This window comes from Proteus terrae subsp. cibarius (assembly GCF_011045835.1).
Taxonomy (GTDB): Bacteria; Pseudomonadota; Gammaproteobacteria; order Enterobacterales; family Enterobacteriaceae; genus Proteus; species Proteus cibarius.
Genome location: NZ_CP047349.1, coordinates 3,426,513 through 3,444,742, shown reverse-complemented (window position 1 = coordinate 3,444,742; position 18,230 = coordinate 3,426,513). Strand labels below are relative to the sequence as shown.

Below are 18,230 nucleotides of genomic sequence, written 5' to 3'. Positions count from 1 at the left end.
TCTAAGCACACATCTGAAAAACTTTATTCGAAATAGTGTATAACCTAGGGCTATAATCAGCGTTCTTGGAAAAATTAAAGCGCGTATTAATACGAATGTTTTTGGATAGTTGCGATATAAAATGAAGAAAAAACGCCCCTCATTACAGGATGTCGCTTCGCGAGTTGGTGTTACCAAAATGACGGTTAGCCGTTTTTTGCGTAATCCCGAACAAGTCTCGGAAGCTTTACGAGAAAAAATTGCGCGTGAATTAGATAGCCTCAATTATATTCCTAATCGCGCCCCTGATATTTTATCGAATTCGACCAGTCATGCGATTGGGGTATTGTTGCCTTCTTTAACTAACCAAGTTTTTGCTGAAGTTATTCGTGGCATTGAATCAGTAACCGATAAATACGGTTATCAAACTATGTTAGCGCACTACGGATATCGTGCTGAAAAAGAAGAAGAGCGCTTACTTTCATTACTCTCTTATAATATTGATGGGCTTATTCTCGCTGAAAGAACGCATACACCAAAGACAATGAAAATGTTAGAAACTGCAGGCATTCCTGTGGTGGAAATCATGGATAGTGTTTCACCTTGTTTTGATTCGGCTGTGGGATTAGATAACGTTGATGCTTCAGAACAGATGGTCAATGAGATGATCAAACGTGGATGTAAGCGTGTTATCTATCTTGGAGCAAGACAGGACGAACGAACCTTAATGCGTTTACAAGGTTATGAAAAAGCAATGCAAAATGCAGGCTTACCTATTGGAAATGTGATGACGCCAAAGAGCTCATCTTATTCGTTAGGGGCTGAGTTATTACATGCTGCACGTAAGCAATATCCTGATTTAGACGGGCTTTATTGCACTAATGACGATATCGCAATTGGTGCTATTTTTGAGTGTCAACGTTTAGGTCTTTCTGTGCCAGAGGATATTGCGATATCGGGTTTCCACGGGCACGATGTTGGACAAGTGATGACGCCTCGTTTGGCAAGTATCTTTACCCCTCGTGATGAAATGGGGCAACAAGCGGCTGATTTATTACTTAAACGAATGAAAGGTAAAATTGCTCGTGGCCAAGTGATTGATGTTGGTTTCCGTATTATTACTGGTGAGAGTATATAATAAATTAACTTATTGATAATTTAGAAAATAATGTTTTTAAAACCCTATTGTTATGTTTTTAACAGTAGGGTTTTTTATTGAGATGCCTTCTTTCAGCGCTATTACTCCCAATTTGGCTGTGAATAAAAAGAAGTTGGTCAGATATTTTGTTGTCATTTTGTAGATCATCTTACTTTCATTTGAGAGTCGCTTCACATTTTCACTTCTTAGTTAATCTTCGTTGTTGTATTTACCTTGCCACTTCGGATATGTTACCCGTAACAGTTACGGGTAACATTACAAAAAAGACTTAATATCTGCCTTAAAGGAGCATTCTATGAACGATACCCAATCCCTACACCATGTTTTCATCTTAATGGGGGTATCAGGCAGCGGTAAATCTGCGGTCGCAAGTGGTGTAGCACAACGCACAGGTGCTGCATTTTTGGACGGTGATTTCCTCCATCCTCGCTCAAATATTACTAAAATGGCATCAGGCCACGCTTTAAATGATGAAGATCGTAAGCCTTGGCTACAAGCATTAAATGATGCCGCATTTGCGATGCAACGAACCAATAACGTTTCGCTAATTGTTTGTTCTGCATTGAAAAAACAGTATCGCGATATGTTAAGAGACGGCAATCAATGCCTACACTTTTTATATTTAAAAGGTGACTATGAGCTGATTGAAAGTCGTTTAAAAGCACGTAAGGGGCACTTTTTTAAACCTCAAATGTTGGTAACACAATTTGAGACTCTAGAAGAGCCAACAACAGCTGAAAACGATGTGTATGAAATTGACATTTCAATGCCACTTGATGATGTGATTGAAAGTGCAATTAATAAGATAAATTCAGTCACGCAAGGGACTTTTGAAGGGGAAACAGTATGAGTACATTAACACTTGTGCTAACGGCAGTTGGCTCTGTTTTATTACTGCTCTTTTTTGTTATGTATGCGCGTTTACATGCTTTTATTGCATTAATGATTGTTGCCATTGGTGCGGGTATTTTCTCAGGCATGCCCTTGGAAAAAATCACACAAACCATGCAAAACGGAATGGGGGGAACATTGGGTTTCCTTTCTATCGTTGTCGCACTGGGTGCAATGTTTGGTAAGGTGTTGCATGAAACGGGAGCATTAGACCAAATCGCAGTACGATTATTAAAATATTTTGGTGAGAAAAGAGCTAATTATGCCTTAGGTATCGCTGGGCTAATTTGTGCTCTACCTCTGTTCTTTGATGTGGCCGTTGTCTTATTAATTGGTGTTGTATTTGCGGTTGCTCGCCGTACAGGTGGCAATGTAGTGAAAATGGCAATTCCTCTGTTTGCGGGTGTTGCAGGTGCTGCAGCCTTCTTATTACCGGGGCCAACACCGATGTTGTTAGCTGACCAAATGAATGCAGATTTTGGTTGGATGATCTTAATTGGTCTGTGCGCGGCTATTCCGGGAATGTTATTAGCTGGTCCTATCTTTGGTAACTTTATCAGCCGTTACGTGACGTTAGAATTACCAAAAGATTTAACTGAACCAAGTTTGGGCCAAAACAAAATGCCTTCTTTTGGTTTTAGCCTTGCACTGGTGTTATTACCTTTAGTGTTAGTGGGATGCAAAACCATTGGTGCACGTTTCGTTGAGAAAGGCACAGATCTGTACAATATTCTTGAATTTGTTGGCCATCCTTTTATCGCTATTCTTGTCGCTTGTTTAGTTGCTATTTACGGCTTAGCAATCCGCCGAGGAATGAGCAAAGAAAAAGTGATGGAAATTTGTTCCGCTGCAATCCAACCTGCGGGGATCATTTTACTGGTAACAGGTGCTGGCGGTGTCTTTAAGCAAGTATTAGTAGATTCAGGTGTTGGTCCTGCATTGGGGAATGCTTTAATTGGTGCTGGTATGCCAATCGCAGTCGCATGTTTTATTCTGGCTGGTGCAGTACGTGTTATTCAGGGTTCAGCAACGGTTGCTTGTTTAACCACGGTAGGTTTAGTTTTACCTGTTATCAATGAGCTGGGTTACAGCGGTGCTCAAATGGCGGCATTATCAGTTTGTATCGCGGGTGGCTCTATTATTCTTAGCCACGTTAATGACTCTGGTTTCTGGTTGTTTGGTAAATTTACGGGTGCAACAGAAGCTCAAACCTTAAAAACATGGTCATTAATGGAAACTATTCTTGGCACAACAGGTGCTGTAATCGGTATGATTTTCTTTGCATTTCTTTGATATCTAATCTTTATTTTTTTAATTATTAGCGCGTCCTTTGACGCGCTTTTTTCATTGCTATAAATGACTATCAAATATGACAGAAAATACCTCGTGTCTCATTAACCTATAGGTTTCTCTATTCTGTGGGGCACATTGGGGTTGTCATATTATGGTTGACTATAATTCACTTTTTATTAAACACACGGATTGTAATATTCACACAATCACACTGATACGTGATTCGATTTTATCATCAAGCAATAAGCTACAAGATAAGCTTAATTTGCTCGATGAGATGGAACATCTATTTAGCAAGATGCTAGATAATTCCCGCTTATTAACTCAATTCTTAAATGAAGTTGATACACATTTTACGCATAGCCGAGAAGAGATAGAAAATTTCTCTAGCTGGCTAAAAAAAATTAAAGAGAGCGCCAGCAATATCGATAGGCTTTCCAGTCAGGCGAATATTTTATCGATAAATTCAGCAATTGAAGCAGGGCACATAGGACGAGAAGGTGCAGGTTTTTCAGTCTTAGCTCAAGAGATGAAAAAATTGTCATTAGAGATCCAGAAACAGGCATTTTCTATTGCTAGCATTAACAATAATTTAGGTGCTCGCTTTATTCCCGTTAAAGAAACCACAGAAAAAAACCAAGAACAGGTTCAACAAATCAAAATACAGGTAGAAGAAGGGCATCAAAATTTAACGTCATTATCAGAGCAAGTGAGCGAGCTTAAACATATTTTTACTTTTATTTCGATGCAACAGTTTTTTAATACCGTCAAACTCGATCATGTTTTATGGAAAGAAGCTATTTATATTCATTTATTAAATAATGATGATGAGCACTGTGTTAATCAACACACCGAATGCCGATTAGGGAAATGGTATTACCAAGGTGATGGTCGGAAATTTGCAGGCACAGAGGCTTTTCGTCGTTTAGAAGAGCCACATAAGTTAGTCCATGAATGTGGCCGTTTAGCGCTAAGTGCCAACATAAATGGTGATCAAGAAGCCGTAACACAATATATAGAACAAATGGAACAAGCCAGTGTTGGTGTTATCAAATATGTGGATGCGTTATTAAATTCAGAGTCTTATTAATTAAATAATAAAAATAAGAAAAGCAAAAAGGAGCGATAAGCTCCTTTTTGTATGTCGGAAAGAGTGAATTATCCTTTATTCATTAATGTGCTCAGTTGGCTATAAAGTGTGTTGGCACTGCTTTCATAACCTTCTCGAGAAAGGTGAACACCATCAGGTCTTGCTAAATCATACAATGCCCACGCTTTTATTGAACATTCTCCCCCCATATAGTCACGCCAATCCCAGAACAGCGTTTTCTCTTGTTGGGCAACTTCTTTTTGAATTCTGACTATATCACTTAGCCATTGAGGCTGTTGTGAACGACAGTCAGAGGCTTCTTTATTCTTGATTGAGTCAGAAGGCCCAATTAATAAAATAGCGCTATTAGGTGCTTGCTGGCGAATTTGGCGAATTTTATCCGTAAGTTGCTGGCGATAAGCATTTAAATCAAAAGTATCATTAAAGGCTTCGTTCGTACCATAAGCCAAAATCACCATATCAGGATGTAATTGCCCTAATGTTTCGGTCCACTGTGTACCCCATCTATCCATCATATTAATAGTGGCACCGTTAATGCCTAATGAGGAAAGCATAACTCCGGGTTGTTGATTGGTGATCAACCAACCGCCTAATTTAACTGGCTGATTTTTGCTAACTGTAATGCTGACGGGGAATGTCATGGCTGTTGGATTCGAAAATTGCCATTTACCATGTGTTTGCGACAGTGAAAGAACTTTGCTTGTCGATGACTGTACATTCACTTGCGCTGTTGTTGGCGTTTTATAAAGTGCTTGTAATTGATAGCGTTGCTGAGTGACTGGGTTTTCAGATAACTGCAATTTTGCCCATTTAGCTTGAGGTTCACTAATAAAGCCCCCTAATGGGAAATCAGGATCGCTATCTTTCCTGCTTGAAAGCAGTGTCCAAGCTTTTTTGTCACTTTGGTATTGTACGTTCGCAATACGCTGACCTGCGATATTCGTCGGAGGAATAAAACCAATACCACCATTACCATAGTCGGCCTGAAAACGTTCACGCAACTTACCACTGAAAAAATCAGCTGCAGTATGAGAATCCCCTAATTGAACGATATGCACAGTTTGGCGACCTTGCTGTAATTTCTTAACAAAGCCTGCAAAATGGGGATCATGGTAGTTATAAAGCTGTCTTGAACCATCAGCAGGTAATACTGTGGGAGTTGGGAGCTTTACTGTTTTTTCAGAGTCTTGGTTACAAGCAACTAAGAGCGAAACTAAAGCCAGTATGATCGAGCTACTGACTAAAGTTTTACGCTCAAGGATGTGCGTTATTTGTTTCATTTACAATAACCGTGTTTTTATCTTTTACATCATCGACTGCATTATCTTCTTTAATTTCTTCTTGAAGATGAATACGTGAGAATACGTGTTGAGCAATAATTTGCTGACCTTTTAAGCTAAAATGAATGCCATCACCGGCTCTTAACTTAACACGACTGCTACCATCACCCATATAATCAGAATAAATATCTTTCTCATATTTAAACATATCATTGACGGAAAGGTAAATTTCGCCCATTTTCTCAGCTTCTTCACGGTAAAGTTTATCAAGATATGCCATACCTTCAGATAATTTCTGTTTACGCATATTAGGAGGCCCAACCCAAATCACCGTGACATTATTCTGTCTCGCATTTTCTATAATGCCTGCAATACGTGATCGGTAGGTAGATTCCCATGCTTCACTGGCAAATTTTAAGTAGCGTCCTCCACCATCAGGCGGCATATCCCAAGGATCGTTAGGGCCTAAAAAGACCACTAATAATTTGATGGAGTCGTCACTGGCTAAACGTGTCGCAATGGTTTGTGGCCAATTGAAAAAGCGTGGATAGGCAAGTCCTGTACTTTGTTTACTTAAATCGATACTGCTGATGTTGTAATCCGTTTGCAGTTGACGTTTAAGTAAAGGGGCAACACCTTGCATCATTGAATCGCCTGCAAATAACACTTTATCTTTTGGTGATAAGATAATTTCTGTTTTTGGAACAATAGGTTTTAAGGCTTCTAATGCCGCATCAGAGACGTCAGTAACAGAATGGTAAGGTAATCCACCCATTGCTTGCTTGCGCTCTAATAATTGAGGAAAGCGTTGCGTTAATTGAGTCGCTGGTCGTGTGTACCCATTAAAGAAGTGTAAGCCAACAGCAAAGCCTTCAGGAAGCTGCTCAGGGGCTGAGATTGGCACTATTGGTTTAGCTTGATTATCCGGATGATTAACTTGTAGGTAATTTTCATAACTTTCTACTGCAACGAATACGCCATCCCGCAGTTGTCCACCCACTTGCCAAGCATAATAGTGAGAAAGCCCAGACCAAGGTGCAGGGCGATGATATTGTTGTTGCCAAAAACGCTCTAGTGATGATTGGTTTAGCCAAATCAGAAAGAGGGTGCTAAATAGCACCATTAAGGCAACTTTTGCTGTCTTTTTTAAGTTTGAGCAGAAATCAAAAGCTGGCATAAATAAATCCTGGCACCCCATCTGGAGACAACATGAAAATAATTGTGAGGATCAACGCAAGTGGTAGTGGATAAACATACCACGGTACTCTTTTCTCAAAACGAGCCACAATATCCCTTAATGTGACAAAGCAAGGGTAAAGTAAGAAAAGTCCCCAGAACATAAAGAGGGTTAAGCCTTCAGCTTGTAATGACGCCCAAGCACCCACACTAAAGAGTTGCTGTATTAAAACTAAAGCATCTCCCACGGTTTGACTGCGGAAAAATATCCAAGCAAAGCAAACAAAGTGGAAAGTGATTATCCATGACAACAACATATTTAATGACGATAACGCGCTTGGTGGGGCATTTTTCTTCGCTGGGAGGAGGCGGTGTTTAATATTTAATAACACGACTCCAATCCCGTGAATAGCACCCCAAATAATAAAGGTCATAGCAGCACCGTGCCATAATCCGGAAATTACCATCGCGGCAAAGGCATTAAAATTTTGTCTAATCACCCCTTTACGATTACCCCCTAAAGGAATATAGACGTAATCACGAATAAAGGTAGATAAACTGATGTGCCAGCGACGCCAGAAATCAGCTAAATTTATCGCTAAATAAGGCGCATTAAAGTTGCGAGGGACAACAAAGCCCAGCAATAAGGCAATACCTGTAACAAGATTGGTGTAACCAGAGAAATTGAAATAGATATGCCATGCATAGGCATAAATTGCCGTCAGCACTTGTCCGCTTTGCGCTAAATCGGGCGCATTAAATACCGGATCAACATAGTTTGTTGAGAACCAACCACTTAACCAAAAGAGTTTTGCGATAGCTAAAACAATCAGCATTATCGCCCCTTTATAATCAATGATTTTTCGTGTTGGAGCCTGAATTTGTGGAAGAAACTCTTTAGCGCGATTAATTGGTCCCGCGACTATGCTAGGGAAAAAGCATAAATAAAGAACGACATCCAAAAACGGTGCTTTAGGGATCTCTTTTCGGCAAACAGAAACCACGTAACTAACCGAATGGAAAATATAGAAAGAGAGCCCTAATGGCGCAAGCAATTCAATAAGAGGCAACTCAATACTGAGCCCCCATTGTTGGAATGCTTGTGTCAGCGTTTCTTGGAAGAATGAGTAATATTTAAAGGCAGTAAAATAGATCGCAACTAATAATCCTAATAGCCAGTATATGACTTTAGAAGATGTGTACTTAGTTAATATATTCGCCAGTAAATAAATAAAGAGAGTGTAACTTAATAAGATAATCGCAGGACGATAATCCGCATAAAAAAGAAAAGCGTAACTTACTGTTATCAGTAAGATATTTTGGATCTTAATATGCTTTTGGAAGAGCCAGTATAGAACAAAAAAACTAACAAAGGCTCCGAGAAACTCGAATGAAAAAAAATTCATAAAGGGCTCTAAGGGTGTGATTTAAAAGTCATACCAAATGTGTTACCCCATATATTATGAATTCTAAGCAGGCTTTCAATCAAAAGATTATCTTGTGATAAATAAAAGCCACTTTTCTCTAGAAAGAAAAGTGGCTTTTTGTCAGATGAAAGCCTGTAAAGGCTTAACTATCTTGTTTCGACTGCAACTGAACTTGAGTAATCAGCTTTTTATTTGAGTCGAACATTTCGGTCAGATAATCGTTATAACTTGAACCCAATTCTGAGTAACCTTTCAAGTCAGTGATTAACTGGCGAGAGTCGAGTTGTTGCTGCGTCATTCTTTGCTGTGCTCTTGAGGAGCGCAATGAATTATAGGCGCGGTGCGTATTAAGATTACGCATATAAGCAATCACTGAGCCTTCAATATCAGGGTAGGCTGCATAGCCTTTGGTTTTCCCTGGAACGTTATTGCAAGACTGACTCCCACATCGCATACCGAATAGATTATTATTTTGTTGTGCCAACTTCGATGTTCCCCAGCCAGATTCCGTTGCAGCTTGCGTTGCGACAAAGTGTGTCGGAATAATGTCAACGCGAGTTAATAACGAATCCCAATTTACTTTTTTGGGGCTGGTACATGTGACGCCATAGTATTGACAGATTTCACGCAGTTTTTTTAAATCTGCGCTGCCCCAGTGCTGGGCTTTACGTTGAGCAGTTAACCACTCACGATCTCTCATTATCTTATTATTAATATTATCAATAATAGGAACTATGACATTTAAAAACGCTTTCTTACGCTGTGTTCCCGAAGGGTATCTTTTCAAATCTGGCAACGGTGTTGACGTGTTTTTGAAAGAATACGCCTGCAGTATCTGGGAACTGCTGGTACTGGTTGAAGCAAAACTTACACCAGTAAATAGTAGTGAAATCAAGAAAGCGAAGACGGCACTTGTCCTCATCAATTGAGAGGGCATTGCTTCTCCTCGTTTAACTGGATAAAAATCGAACGAATACTAGCAAATTACTTTTTTCATAGCTACAAAATATCGTCTCACATTAGGATAACTACGAGTGATTTGTTAAATAAATGTATAAGGTTTACTGGAAAGCCACGTTTTATAATCGCTTTTCTCCTTTAACAAAAAATGCTTTTTTGGCGCAATCTTAAATTTATCTTATGTAAAAAGACATGACTTAACCTAAATTTAGTAAAATTAAGCGTTTTTAATGTGTCAATTTTGTTGGTTATTTAGTCAATTTTTGTTGTTTTTGGTCTAGTTTTATTATCAATTTCACGCGCTTTTTCTGTTAAATCAGTAAAATCCGCTTCACTTAAATAGGTTTGGGTATGAGGCAAATTTCCCATCTCCTTTGTTGGCCAAAGCTGAAATTCTGCTAATTGTTCTAAAACGTAACCAGAATAAGCACTAGGTAAAGTGAGGTAGTGAGGGGCCGTTATTTCCTCGAAAGGTAACACTGGATACCGTTGGTCTGAGATATGATAATCACGCAATAAAACTAAGAATTTATCAGGTACACGTTGCTGACTATCCCACCATTGCCCATCAATCACATCAAACCATTGTTGCGTTAATTGGCGAGGTTGAGCTTCTAATTGGTAGAGCGCAGAGGGAATAATACCTTGCATTGATTGATTATATTGTTCAAGGCTGGTGGCATGACCCTTTAAGATAAGCGTAAGAGAAAGCCTTGCCCCAATTAAGTTGGAATAGAGATCTTCGGGTGAAAATGCAGAAATACCTTCTGAAAAACCGGGAACAGAACGAAAACCATACCATTGTGCAATTTCATGCCATACCGCAAGGCGATAACCGAGATGTGCGGCAAGATAGGCACTTAAGGTATAACGTTCTAATTCGTTTTTAGGTGGAGTGAATGTATTAAAGTGGATTTTACGTTGTGCCAACTCATCACTTAGCGTTAGCGTCCACTCTTGCCCTAATTTTGGGTAGATATGGCTAAAAAGATAATAAGTATAATCCGCCGTATCACGAATATGGGCGATATCAAGAAATCCCCCTTTATGAGAATAAATTAAGCCAGATTTTTCACTTCCTAAGCCCAATACTGCACCTGCACCTAACCAAAAACTGTCGTTATAACGATGATTACCCAATGCTGAGGCCTCAACAACGTTATCAATACGATAAAAAGGAATAGGGATTTCGAACGCTTTAACTTTTAAGTCGTAACCAAAGGCGCAACAAGGTCTTAAGCCGTTGGGTGCGGTTAATGGTGTGGGGGTTTGCCAAAGCTGTGTTGCTTCTTCATCGGTAACACTATCAAGATTGGCATGCAGAGATTTTACAGGAGTGACTTGAGTGCAACCTGCAATAAATAAGAAGAAGACAAAGGTGTTGATAAAAAGAAACCGCTTAAACATCAAAATGCTTCACCTACTTGAAAATAGAATCCTGTACTTTCTTTACCTATACCAAAATCGAGGCGCACATTCATACGTGGTTTAAATTCAAATCGATAACCCACACCGACACTCGGTAGCCAATGGCTTTTACCTAAATCACGCGCTTGGTCGCTTAACGTACCACCACCAACCCAAAGTGCAATGCCATGACGCCAATCGAGTTTTTGGCGGTATTCTAATTGGGTTGAAAACACATGATTATCTTGATATCGCCCTTCATAATAGCCTCGCATTTGGTGACCATTACTGAGTTTAGATAATTGGCTCCAAGGCACATCACCTGATGTAAAACGAGCATAATTATCAAATGCTAATACCGCATTATCACTTAAAGGATAATAGTAGTTATATTGTATCTGCGTCGCATTAAAACGATTATTACTGCCCGTATCCGGTGAATAATGGGTATAGCTGATATCAAAAGCCTGACCTTGATAAGCATTAGGCAAAAAGTCACGACTATCATAAGTAAAGCGAGCCGTTAATCCCGAACTGGTTGAACGCAAAGGTAAATTACGTGCATTCATATAGTTTTTGAAGGGAGCATCTGGAGCCGCGGCTTGTAGGTTGGAGTAATCCCACCCTAATCCTATATAGGTGTTTTTGGTAATTTGGCGCAATAAAGTGGGAATTAGACGCAATTCTTGAGAGCGAAATTCGCCGAAATGATCTTTTACACGCCCTTCGTGATAACCCTTTCCCCAATAATTAGTGGGGACATTATTTAGTGTTCCAGTGAGATAAAAGCGCCATGTATCATCAGCCAGATAAGTGTAGTTGCTAAAGGTCATACCGAAAGCACCAGTTGATGAACCAAAGCCACTTAACGAAAGAGACGAGATTTTGCTATCAGGGCGACTATCCGCTTGATAAAGACCAACAAGGGCGATACCTACACCCAATTCAAGTTCTGGTGTATAAAATGGGCCCGGTAATACGCCCCAGTCAATAGTTTTACTGCGGTCGAAGTTATTTTCTCCCCCTAATCCAACTAGCCATTGGTCTATTTGTTGTCTATCGGGAAAGAGTTGAGCTTGTGCTGTATGCGAAATAAATAGGCTGGCAAATGCCAGCCCAAAAATAAAGGGGTATTTAACCATTAAAAACGGAACTCACCTGAAACAAAGAAGCTATTACGGTTGTTGAAACCAAGCTCAGTGATCACATTAAAATTACGAGTCACTTCTAAACGCGCACCTACAGTTTGGTTCCATTTATGGGCAAGATGCTGTTCAACATCGAATTTCATATTAGGATCACCCATTTCTTCAATAAAACCAGCAAAATCTGGTGGGAGATTTAAACCATTAATATTCCCTTTAAAGCGTTGGGTAATATCTTGATACATTGCACCTGTCCAAATTTGCAATTTAGTATTACCTTGGCCTGATATTAAAGGCTCAAAAACAAACTCATAACCTACACGAGGTGAGATTATTAACGCTTTAATATCACCGTCTAAGATATCTAGATTTGTTTTGGTATAGTTTAAGTCAAAAGTAGTAAAGAATTGGTTATAGCCACCCGCTAAAGTAAAGCCTGCACCATAAGTTTTACCTTCAAAATCTAATTTAAAAGGCTTATCTTTAAGTAGAAAATCTAATGGGATAGGACCCAAACTACCGCCTGCTAGTATAGTATTGGAGGTTCCTTTAGTTTTTCCATATAGCCCATAAACATTCAAAAATGGAAAGACCCAACTATCCAGTTTTAGCATATGGGTTTCACTTTTTTCACGAGTATGACCTGCATCTATTTTTAGTGCTTTTGCTGTTTCTGGGTTTGCTGGCATGATAAAACCGATCTTATCTACAATAATATCTTGGCGTAGATTCATATAACTATAGCTAGCACCAAAAGGCTCTGGAATATCATAACCACGGGAACGAGCTTCATCGCCCCAAATGGGTAAAACACGAGATTGGCTTGCTGGGGTACGAGTATCTAATGAACCTTCATTATTTAAAGCAGTACCACCAGATTGGCTAACACTTAAAGACAACAGTGGACGATCGCTATCCGCATAAGAGAAGCCAGTCGCAAGAAGGGAGGCGGTCAACACCACCTTATTTAAATTGGAAAAGTTCATACATAACCCACAGAAAATTAAAAAAGTAAGTAGTAAAAGAGTAGCCGGAAATTTTAATCTTTTTCTAATAGATGGTCACCAGCTATAAGTGCGATATACAGTAATTGATGCTTGTATTTCGCATTATTGTAGTATTATTAAGGGATTATTAAGTTAATACCCCTATTTTCCCTAAGAAAATCTCAATAAAACTGGTCGATTAAAATTCTAAAAGAGAATAGTAACTCTTCTTTTAATTATTATTGTTTTATTTCTCTCGATATTACTGATGAAATTAACACTGAAATAAGCTATTTCGGTGATAAACCGTTAAGATAATAGTCGTTTTATATGGACTCTTTTAATAAAGGAACGTTATGACCTATCAAGAGCTTTATCAGTACGCTATTTTTATGCTGTCTCGTCGTGATTACAGTACAAGTGAACTACAACGTCGAATCGAACGCCGAATTCGCGAAACTGAGAAAGATTCACCGACGGCTCCCGAATGTTTGCCTCAAGTGATCGAACGTTTACTTGAAAGCCAGTATCTCGATGACAATCGAACTATTTATAGTTTCTTTCGTAGTTATTTAAATAAATCCTATGGGCCGTTACGTATTCGCCAAGAGTTACGACTAAAAGGATTTCCTAGCGAAATTATTGAACGCGTATTAGAAGAAACAGATACTGATTGGTACGCACTTTGCCAAGATCTTAAAGAAAAAAAATTCGGTACAGCTAAACCCAAAGACTTTAAAGAGAGAGCCAAGCAAATTCGCTATCTACAATATCGTGGATTTACCTCTGATTATATCAATGCGCTGTTTTAACTTTTTATTGTAAGATTTTTTATAATAAAATTTATCTTAATAATTAAGCAGTTCGTAAATATTCTATTTAAGTGTTTATTTGCGACTTTATTTTTAATAATATTAAGAAATTATTTTTATTTATTATTCCAGTAAAATATCATCATCTAATAAATATTAAATTACCGTGTTAGTTCCATTTTAATATTAAATTAAATAGCGATATTGCTCACAAATATAAATAAATCAATATTTAATTATCTTTTTTTGACTAGTATATATTGTGATTGATGCAATCATTATATTTAAAAACACTTATTAATAATTATGAGGCTTTATTATGAAGAAAAATAAACTTATGGTATTCACTGCAACATTATTATTATCATCAGCGGGTTTTATTTCAACAGCGTCAGCTGATGTGACGTTAAAACATGGCTATATTGATGTCCCTCCCAGTAGAGCTTTTCTTTGTTCAGCAAAAGGGAAAAATTTAAATAAAGATTGTGGTCCAATACAGTATGAACCTCAATCAATTGAAGGGAAAAAAGGATTTCCTAATGGCGGGCCTGCTGATGGTCAAATTGCCAGTGGTGGAAAAGACGCTTTTTCTGCTTTAAATGAACAAAGTGCTGATCGCTGGCATAAAGTAGTAATGAAAAGTGGAGAAAATACCTTTAAATGGACATTAACCGCTAAACACAGTACAGCTTCATGGCAATTCTTTATTACCAAACCAGAGTGGGATGTAAATAAACCACTGACTCGTGCTGCTTTTGATTTAACACCATTTTGTCAACAAGATGATAATGGGAAAATACCAACAGAAACCGTAAAATTAAATTGTAATATACCAGAGCGTTCAGGTTATCAGGTTATTTTAGGTGTTTGGAATATTGCAGATACAGGCAATGCATTTTATCAAGTCATTGATGCTGACTTTAAAAAATAATCAATTTAACGTAATAGAAGAAATTATTTAATATTAATAATGGCATTGTACTCAATCTTATTTATTTTTAAATTATAAATAGATCATAAATCCGAATTATAAATTTGGAACAGTGCTAATGTCTTTTATTAAATAAAAAACATGACTATTTATTATCGTTATTTAATTAATAGCGCCTTTACTCGGGCGCTATTTTTATTGGAACCACTAGAAATCCATCGCGCACAATGCTACTTTTTACGTTATACCTATAATTATTTAGCTTAAAAACCAACATTATTGAGGCGCGATTATGGAAATATATTTAGATACAGCGGATATCGAAGAAGTCAGAAAACTCTCTCAAGTTCTTCCTATTGCAGGTGTCACCACCAATCCGTCTATTATTGCTAAATCCGCACAAGATATTGAAATACTGTTACCCGAATTAAAAGCAGCAATGGGCGGTAAAGGCCGCGTATTTGCACAGGTCATTGCCAGTGATGTCGATACCATGATTGAAGAAGCATTGCGTATAGGAAATATTGCAGATAATACCGTGATTAAAATTCCTGTTACAGAAGCAGGGCTTGTCGCTATTAAACAATTAAAGCAAAAAAATATGCTGGTATTAGGCACTGCAATTTACAGTGTGTCTCAAGGGTTAATGGCGGCATTAGCAGGTGCAGACTATATTGCTCCTTATGTGCATCGAATGGATAGACAAGGCTCTGATGGTGTAAGAGTGGTAAAAGAGTTACAAACTCTAATTACTATGCATAATTTACCCACAAAAATCCTAGCAGCGAGTTTTAAAACACCACGACAAGTGGTCGATTGTTTATTAGCAGGCGCTTCTTCAGTGACATTACCGATTGAGCTTGCTTACTCTATTATTCGTTCCCCGGTTGTGGATGATGCGGTAAATAGATTCGCCGATGACTGGCAAACTGCATTTGATCGTCGCCTTCTTTAGTAGGATCTACTTAGACATTATATGATCAGCGCTATTCTATTTATATAGCGCTTAATTGATGTTTATTTGAGATAAGCGTAAATGAGTCTTATTTGAAATAATATTTGATTATTTTTAAATGAAGATAAATAGATAATTATTATTGAAATAATCTTCTTTTATTAGTGATTATAAATAGAGCGATCATCTGCTTATTTTTGCTAATTTTATAGGATTATATTATAGATACATGATTTTTAATTATTATTATCTGGGTACATTATTGATAATGTAATAGGGAAATGAGTATTAAAATTAAATTCTTTCCTATCACTCTATTTAATCTTTAATTTTTCTAATGAATTTTTTATAGACCTATCAGCAAGTGAAGATAAACGATTATTGATTTATATCTAATAATAAGCCACCTTTCTGGCAATCTAAATTAAAATCTATTACTATAATCTTAGTCTATAAATGGATTATTAATATAATCTATTTCTTTTTTTATTTTGTTTATTAAAACTCCTTTAAAATCAATTTGATAAGTGGTTCTTTAAAAGGTGTGTTTTATATTTTAATATTTAATTAATTTTTTGTTTTTACTCGGTTTAATTGTTATTACTTTGGCTTTAATAACAAAATAATAAATTGTGACGGGTGTGTTAATTAAAGAGTTTGGTTGTTAAAAGTAAACTAAATATTATTTTGATTAGTTTGTTAACTTCTCAAATTAACAGGGAAAACCGATACTCCGCGGTGCAATGATAATTAACATATATAGTTATTATCTTTATTTAGCAATAAATAAATTTCATTTGTGATATTGGAGTAATTATGTGTGAAGAATACATGAGTAAGCCACTTTATCTGTCAATTGCTGACTGGGTTCAAGAGCAAGAACGTTGGGTAAGTGCAAAGGAAATCGCAAAAAAATTCGATATTCCTCAATGCAATGCGATTAATATCGTTTCTTACATTCTTTCTGATGTAAAAGAAATTGAGTGTGAAACGAAAAGTGTACCTAACCAACTAGAAGGTAGAGGCTGTCAGTGTCAACGAATGATCAAAGTGAGTCATATCGATCCTCAACTTTATTCACGCTTAAAAGGCCATGTTCAAGGTAAAAGTAGTCAAAGTTCTCCTGAAAAAATAGCGGCAATGATCCCTCATGGGTTGAACCATGAGCAAAAATGGCAATGGATGTTGTCAAAATCTCAACGTCGCTAATTACGTGACTTCGTTTCATACTAAACAATTTGAACAATGACGACAGGCGCTTGCAACGCCTGTCGTAGTTTGTCACTGACCTTTCGGCTTTACATCTGTTGTACCGCGTAAACGCGGGCGATTAGGTTCAGGTGCAGTTAAAGGTGTGGTTTCAACTAAGCTTTGGCGACAACGAACCGCCAAGTCTTGATATTCGCGTGTGTTCATACGCTTCCATTCCATGTCATTGTCAGTAATATCTCGCACATGTTTTGCAGGGCTACCAATCAGCATTTGCCGAGGTTGCCCTTGAAAGCCTGCTTTTACAAAGCTCATGGCGGCAACAATACTTTCTTCGCCGATTATTGCACCATCCATAATCACGCTATTCATGCCGACTAAACTGTCACGCCCGATAATACAACTATGAAGAATGGCACCGTGTCCGATATGCCCATTTTCTCTAACAATGGTATCCATATCGGTATAGCCGTGCATGATACAACCGTCTTGAAGGTTAGCACCTGCTTCAACAATCAAGCGCCCATAATCCCCTCTTAGTGATGCCAAGGGGCCGATATAAACACCCGCACCGATAATCACATCACCAATTAATACAGCAGATGGATGAACATAAGCTGTTGGATGAACCACAGGAATAAGACCTTCAAACGCGTAGATACTCATCAGTTTTCCTCTTTGTTGTATTATCGAGATTAACGATAATTACCGGCCTTTCCACTCAGGCGCGCGTTTTTCAGCAAAGGCTAGTGGGCCTTCGGTGGCGTCTTCTGAATGTAAAACACTTGGGTAATGTTTTAACACACCACTGCGCATAAGTTTGTAACCCTCTTCAATAGAAAGCTCGCTAGTAGCGCGGTAAATCTCTTTTAATGCAGCAACAGCCAGTGGGGCACTGTTGGCAATTTGGTCTGCAAGTTCGCGTGCGCTGTCCATAAGTTCAGCGGAGCTGACAACACGGTTTGCAATACCCCAACGAAGCGCTTCGTCGGCATTCATGCGACGACCTGTCATCAGCATTTCATTGACGATAGCGGGTGGTAAACGTTTAGGTAAACGCAGAACACCGCCACTGTCAGGTACAATGCCTAACTGTGCTTCAGGTAAAGCAAAAGAAGCATTGTCTGAACACACCATCATGTCGGCAGCGAGTGCTAATTCAAAACCACCACCAAAAGCATAGCCGTTAACTGCAGCAATGACAGGTTTATCCAGATTGAAAAGCTCAGTTAAACCAGCAAAACCACCGGCACCAAAGTCAGCATCAGGTGCTTCACCTTCAGCTGCAGCTTTTAAATCCCATCCTGCAGAGAAAAAGCGTTCACCTGCACCTGTAATAATCGCAACACGTAAGTTGGGATCATCACGAAAACGCAGAAAAACTTCGCCCATTTCATGGCTTGTTTTCGCATCAATGGCATTCGCTTTTGGTCTATCTAATACAATTTCAAGTACTGAACCACGAGTTGTTAGGTGTAATGACTGGCTCATGTTGTATTCCTTTTCGTC

Annotated in this window: 17 protein-coding genes; 8 read left to right on the top strand and 9 right to left on the bottom strand. The window is 38.3% G+C overall.

Features of this window, described 5'->3' with window-relative positions:
* Positions 1–121: 121 nt before the first annotated feature.
* The 4 genes from gntR to GTH25_RS15785 all read left to right on the top strand — a co-directional run bounded on the left by gntR (position 122) and on the right by GTH25_RS15785 (position 4,412).
* Entirely contained in the window at positions 122–1,117 is a 996-nt protein-coding gene (gene gntR / locus GTH25_RS15800) for a gluconate operon transcriptional repressor GntR (protein ID WP_109419979.1), read from the top strand.
* Positions 1,118–1,433: 316 nt separating this feature from the next.
* A complete protein-coding gene (gene gntK, locus GTH25_RS15795; protein ID WP_075673495.1) occupies positions 1,434–1,988 on the top strand; it encodes a gluconokinase in 555 nt (184 codons plus the stop codon).
* Positions 1,985–3,322: a gluconate transporter gene (gene gntU / locus GTH25_RS15790; protein WP_075673494.1), complete on the top strand. Its 1,338-nt coding sequence runs from the start codon at positions 1,985–1,987 to the stop codon at positions 3,320–3,322. Before gntK ends, gntU begins: the two co-directional genes overlap by 4 nt.
* A gap of 151 nt (positions 3,323–3,473) precedes the next feature.
* A complete protein-coding gene (locus GTH25_RS15785) occupies positions 3,474–4,412 on the top strand; it encodes a methyl-accepting chemotaxis protein (RefSeq protein WP_075673493.1) in 939 nt (312 codons plus the stop codon).
* A gap of 68 nt (positions 4,413–4,480) precedes the next feature.
* Here GTH25_RS15785 and GTH25_RS15780 read toward each other — a convergent pair whose 3' ends face one another.
* The 7 genes from GTH25_RS15780 to GTH25_RS15750 all read right to left on the bottom strand — a co-directional run bounded on the left by GTH25_RS15780 (position 4,481) and on the right by GTH25_RS15750 (position 12,814).
* Entirely contained in the window at positions 4,481–5,713 is a 1,233-nt protein-coding gene (locus tag GTH25_RS15780) for an SGNH/GDSL hydrolase family protein (RefSeq protein ID WP_099660475.1), read from the bottom strand.
* The gene (locus GTH25_RS15775) at positions 5,688–6,890 is read right to left on the bottom strand and encodes an SGNH/GDSL hydrolase family protein (protein WP_075673491.1); all 1,203 of its coding nucleotides are present in this window, start codon (positions 6,888–6,890) and stop codon (positions 5,688–5,690) included. Before GTH25_RS15775 ends, GTH25_RS15780 begins: the two co-directional genes overlap by 26 nt.
* Entirely contained in the window at positions 6,877–8,295 is a 1,419-nt protein-coding gene (locus GTH25_RS15770; RefSeq protein WP_075673490.1) for an MBOAT family O-acyltransferase, read from the bottom strand. The genes GTH25_RS15775 and GTH25_RS15770 overlap by 14 nt, the downstream gene beginning before the upstream one ends.
* A gap of 163 nt (positions 8,296–8,458) precedes the next feature.
* Positions 8,459–9,253, bottom strand: a complete 795-nt coding sequence (locus GTH25_RS15765) for a protein bax (RefSeq protein ID WP_075673489.1) — start codon at positions 9,251–9,253, stop codon at positions 8,459–8,461.
* A gap of 275 nt (positions 9,254–9,528) precedes the next feature.
* Positions 9,529–10,683 carry a DUF4056 domain-containing protein gene (locus GTH25_RS15760; RefSeq protein WP_075673488.1) on the bottom strand — a complete coding sequence of 385 codons (1,155 nt, stop codon included), beginning with the start codon at positions 10,681–10,683 and terminating at the stop codon, positions 9,529–9,531.
* Positions 10,683–11,825 (bottom strand): BamA/TamA family outer membrane protein, encoded by a 1,143-nt coding sequence (locus GTH25_RS15755; RefSeq protein ID WP_164530736.1) that lies wholly within the window; start codon positions 11,823–11,825, stop codon positions 10,683–10,685. Before GTH25_RS15755 ends, GTH25_RS15760 begins: the two co-directional genes overlap by 1 nt.
* Positions 11,825–12,814: a hypothetical protein gene (locus tag GTH25_RS15750; protein ID WP_164530735.1), complete on the bottom strand. Its 990-nt coding sequence runs from the start codon at positions 12,812–12,814 to the stop codon at positions 11,825–11,827. Before GTH25_RS15750 ends, GTH25_RS15755 begins: the two co-directional genes overlap by 1 nt.
* Positions 12,815–13,170: 356 nt before the next feature.
* Between GTH25_RS15750 and GTH25_RS15745 the strand changes: the two genes are divergently transcribed.
* From GTH25_RS15745 to caiF, 4 genes are all read left to right on the top strand, one after another.
* The gene (locus GTH25_RS15745) at positions 13,171–13,626 is read left to right on the top strand and encodes a regulatory protein RecX (protein ID WP_075673485.1); all 456 of its coding nucleotides are present in this window, start codon (positions 13,171–13,173) and stop codon (positions 13,624–13,626) included.
* 319 nt (positions 13,627–13,945) lie between these two features.
* The gene (locus tag GTH25_RS15740) at positions 13,946–14,557 is read left to right on the top strand and encodes a lytic polysaccharide monooxygenase (protein WP_164530734.1); all 612 of its coding nucleotides are present in this window, start codon (positions 13,946–13,948) and stop codon (positions 14,555–14,557) included.
* A gap of 292 nt (positions 14,558–14,849) precedes the next feature.
* Positions 14,850–15,512: a fructose-6-phosphate aldolase gene (fsa, locus tag GTH25_RS15735; protein WP_164530733.1), complete on the top strand. Its 663-nt coding sequence runs from the start codon at positions 14,850–14,852 to the stop codon at positions 15,510–15,512.
* 816 nt (positions 15,513–16,328) lie between these two features.
* Positions 16,329–16,721, top strand: a complete 393-nt coding sequence (gene caiF / locus GTH25_RS15730) for a carnitine metabolism transcriptional regulator CaiF (RefSeq protein WP_164530732.1) — start codon at positions 16,329–16,331, stop codon at positions 16,719–16,721.
* A gap of 72 nt (positions 16,722–16,793) precedes the next feature.
* On the opposite strand, the gene caiE is transcribed toward caiF, so the two are convergent.
* Positions 16,794–17,387: a carnitine operon protein CaiE gene (gene caiE, locus GTH25_RS15725; RefSeq protein WP_075674369.1), complete on the bottom strand. Its 594-nt coding sequence runs from the start codon at positions 17,385–17,387 to the stop codon at positions 16,794–16,796.
* Between the two features lie 39 nt (positions 17,388–17,426).
* Positions 17,427–18,212, bottom strand: a complete 786-nt coding sequence (gene caiD / locus GTH25_RS15720; RefSeq protein WP_098941836.1) for a crotonobetainyl-CoA hydratase — start codon at positions 18,210–18,212, stop codon at positions 17,427–17,429.
* Between the last annotated feature and the right edge of the window lie 18 nt (positions 18,213–18,230).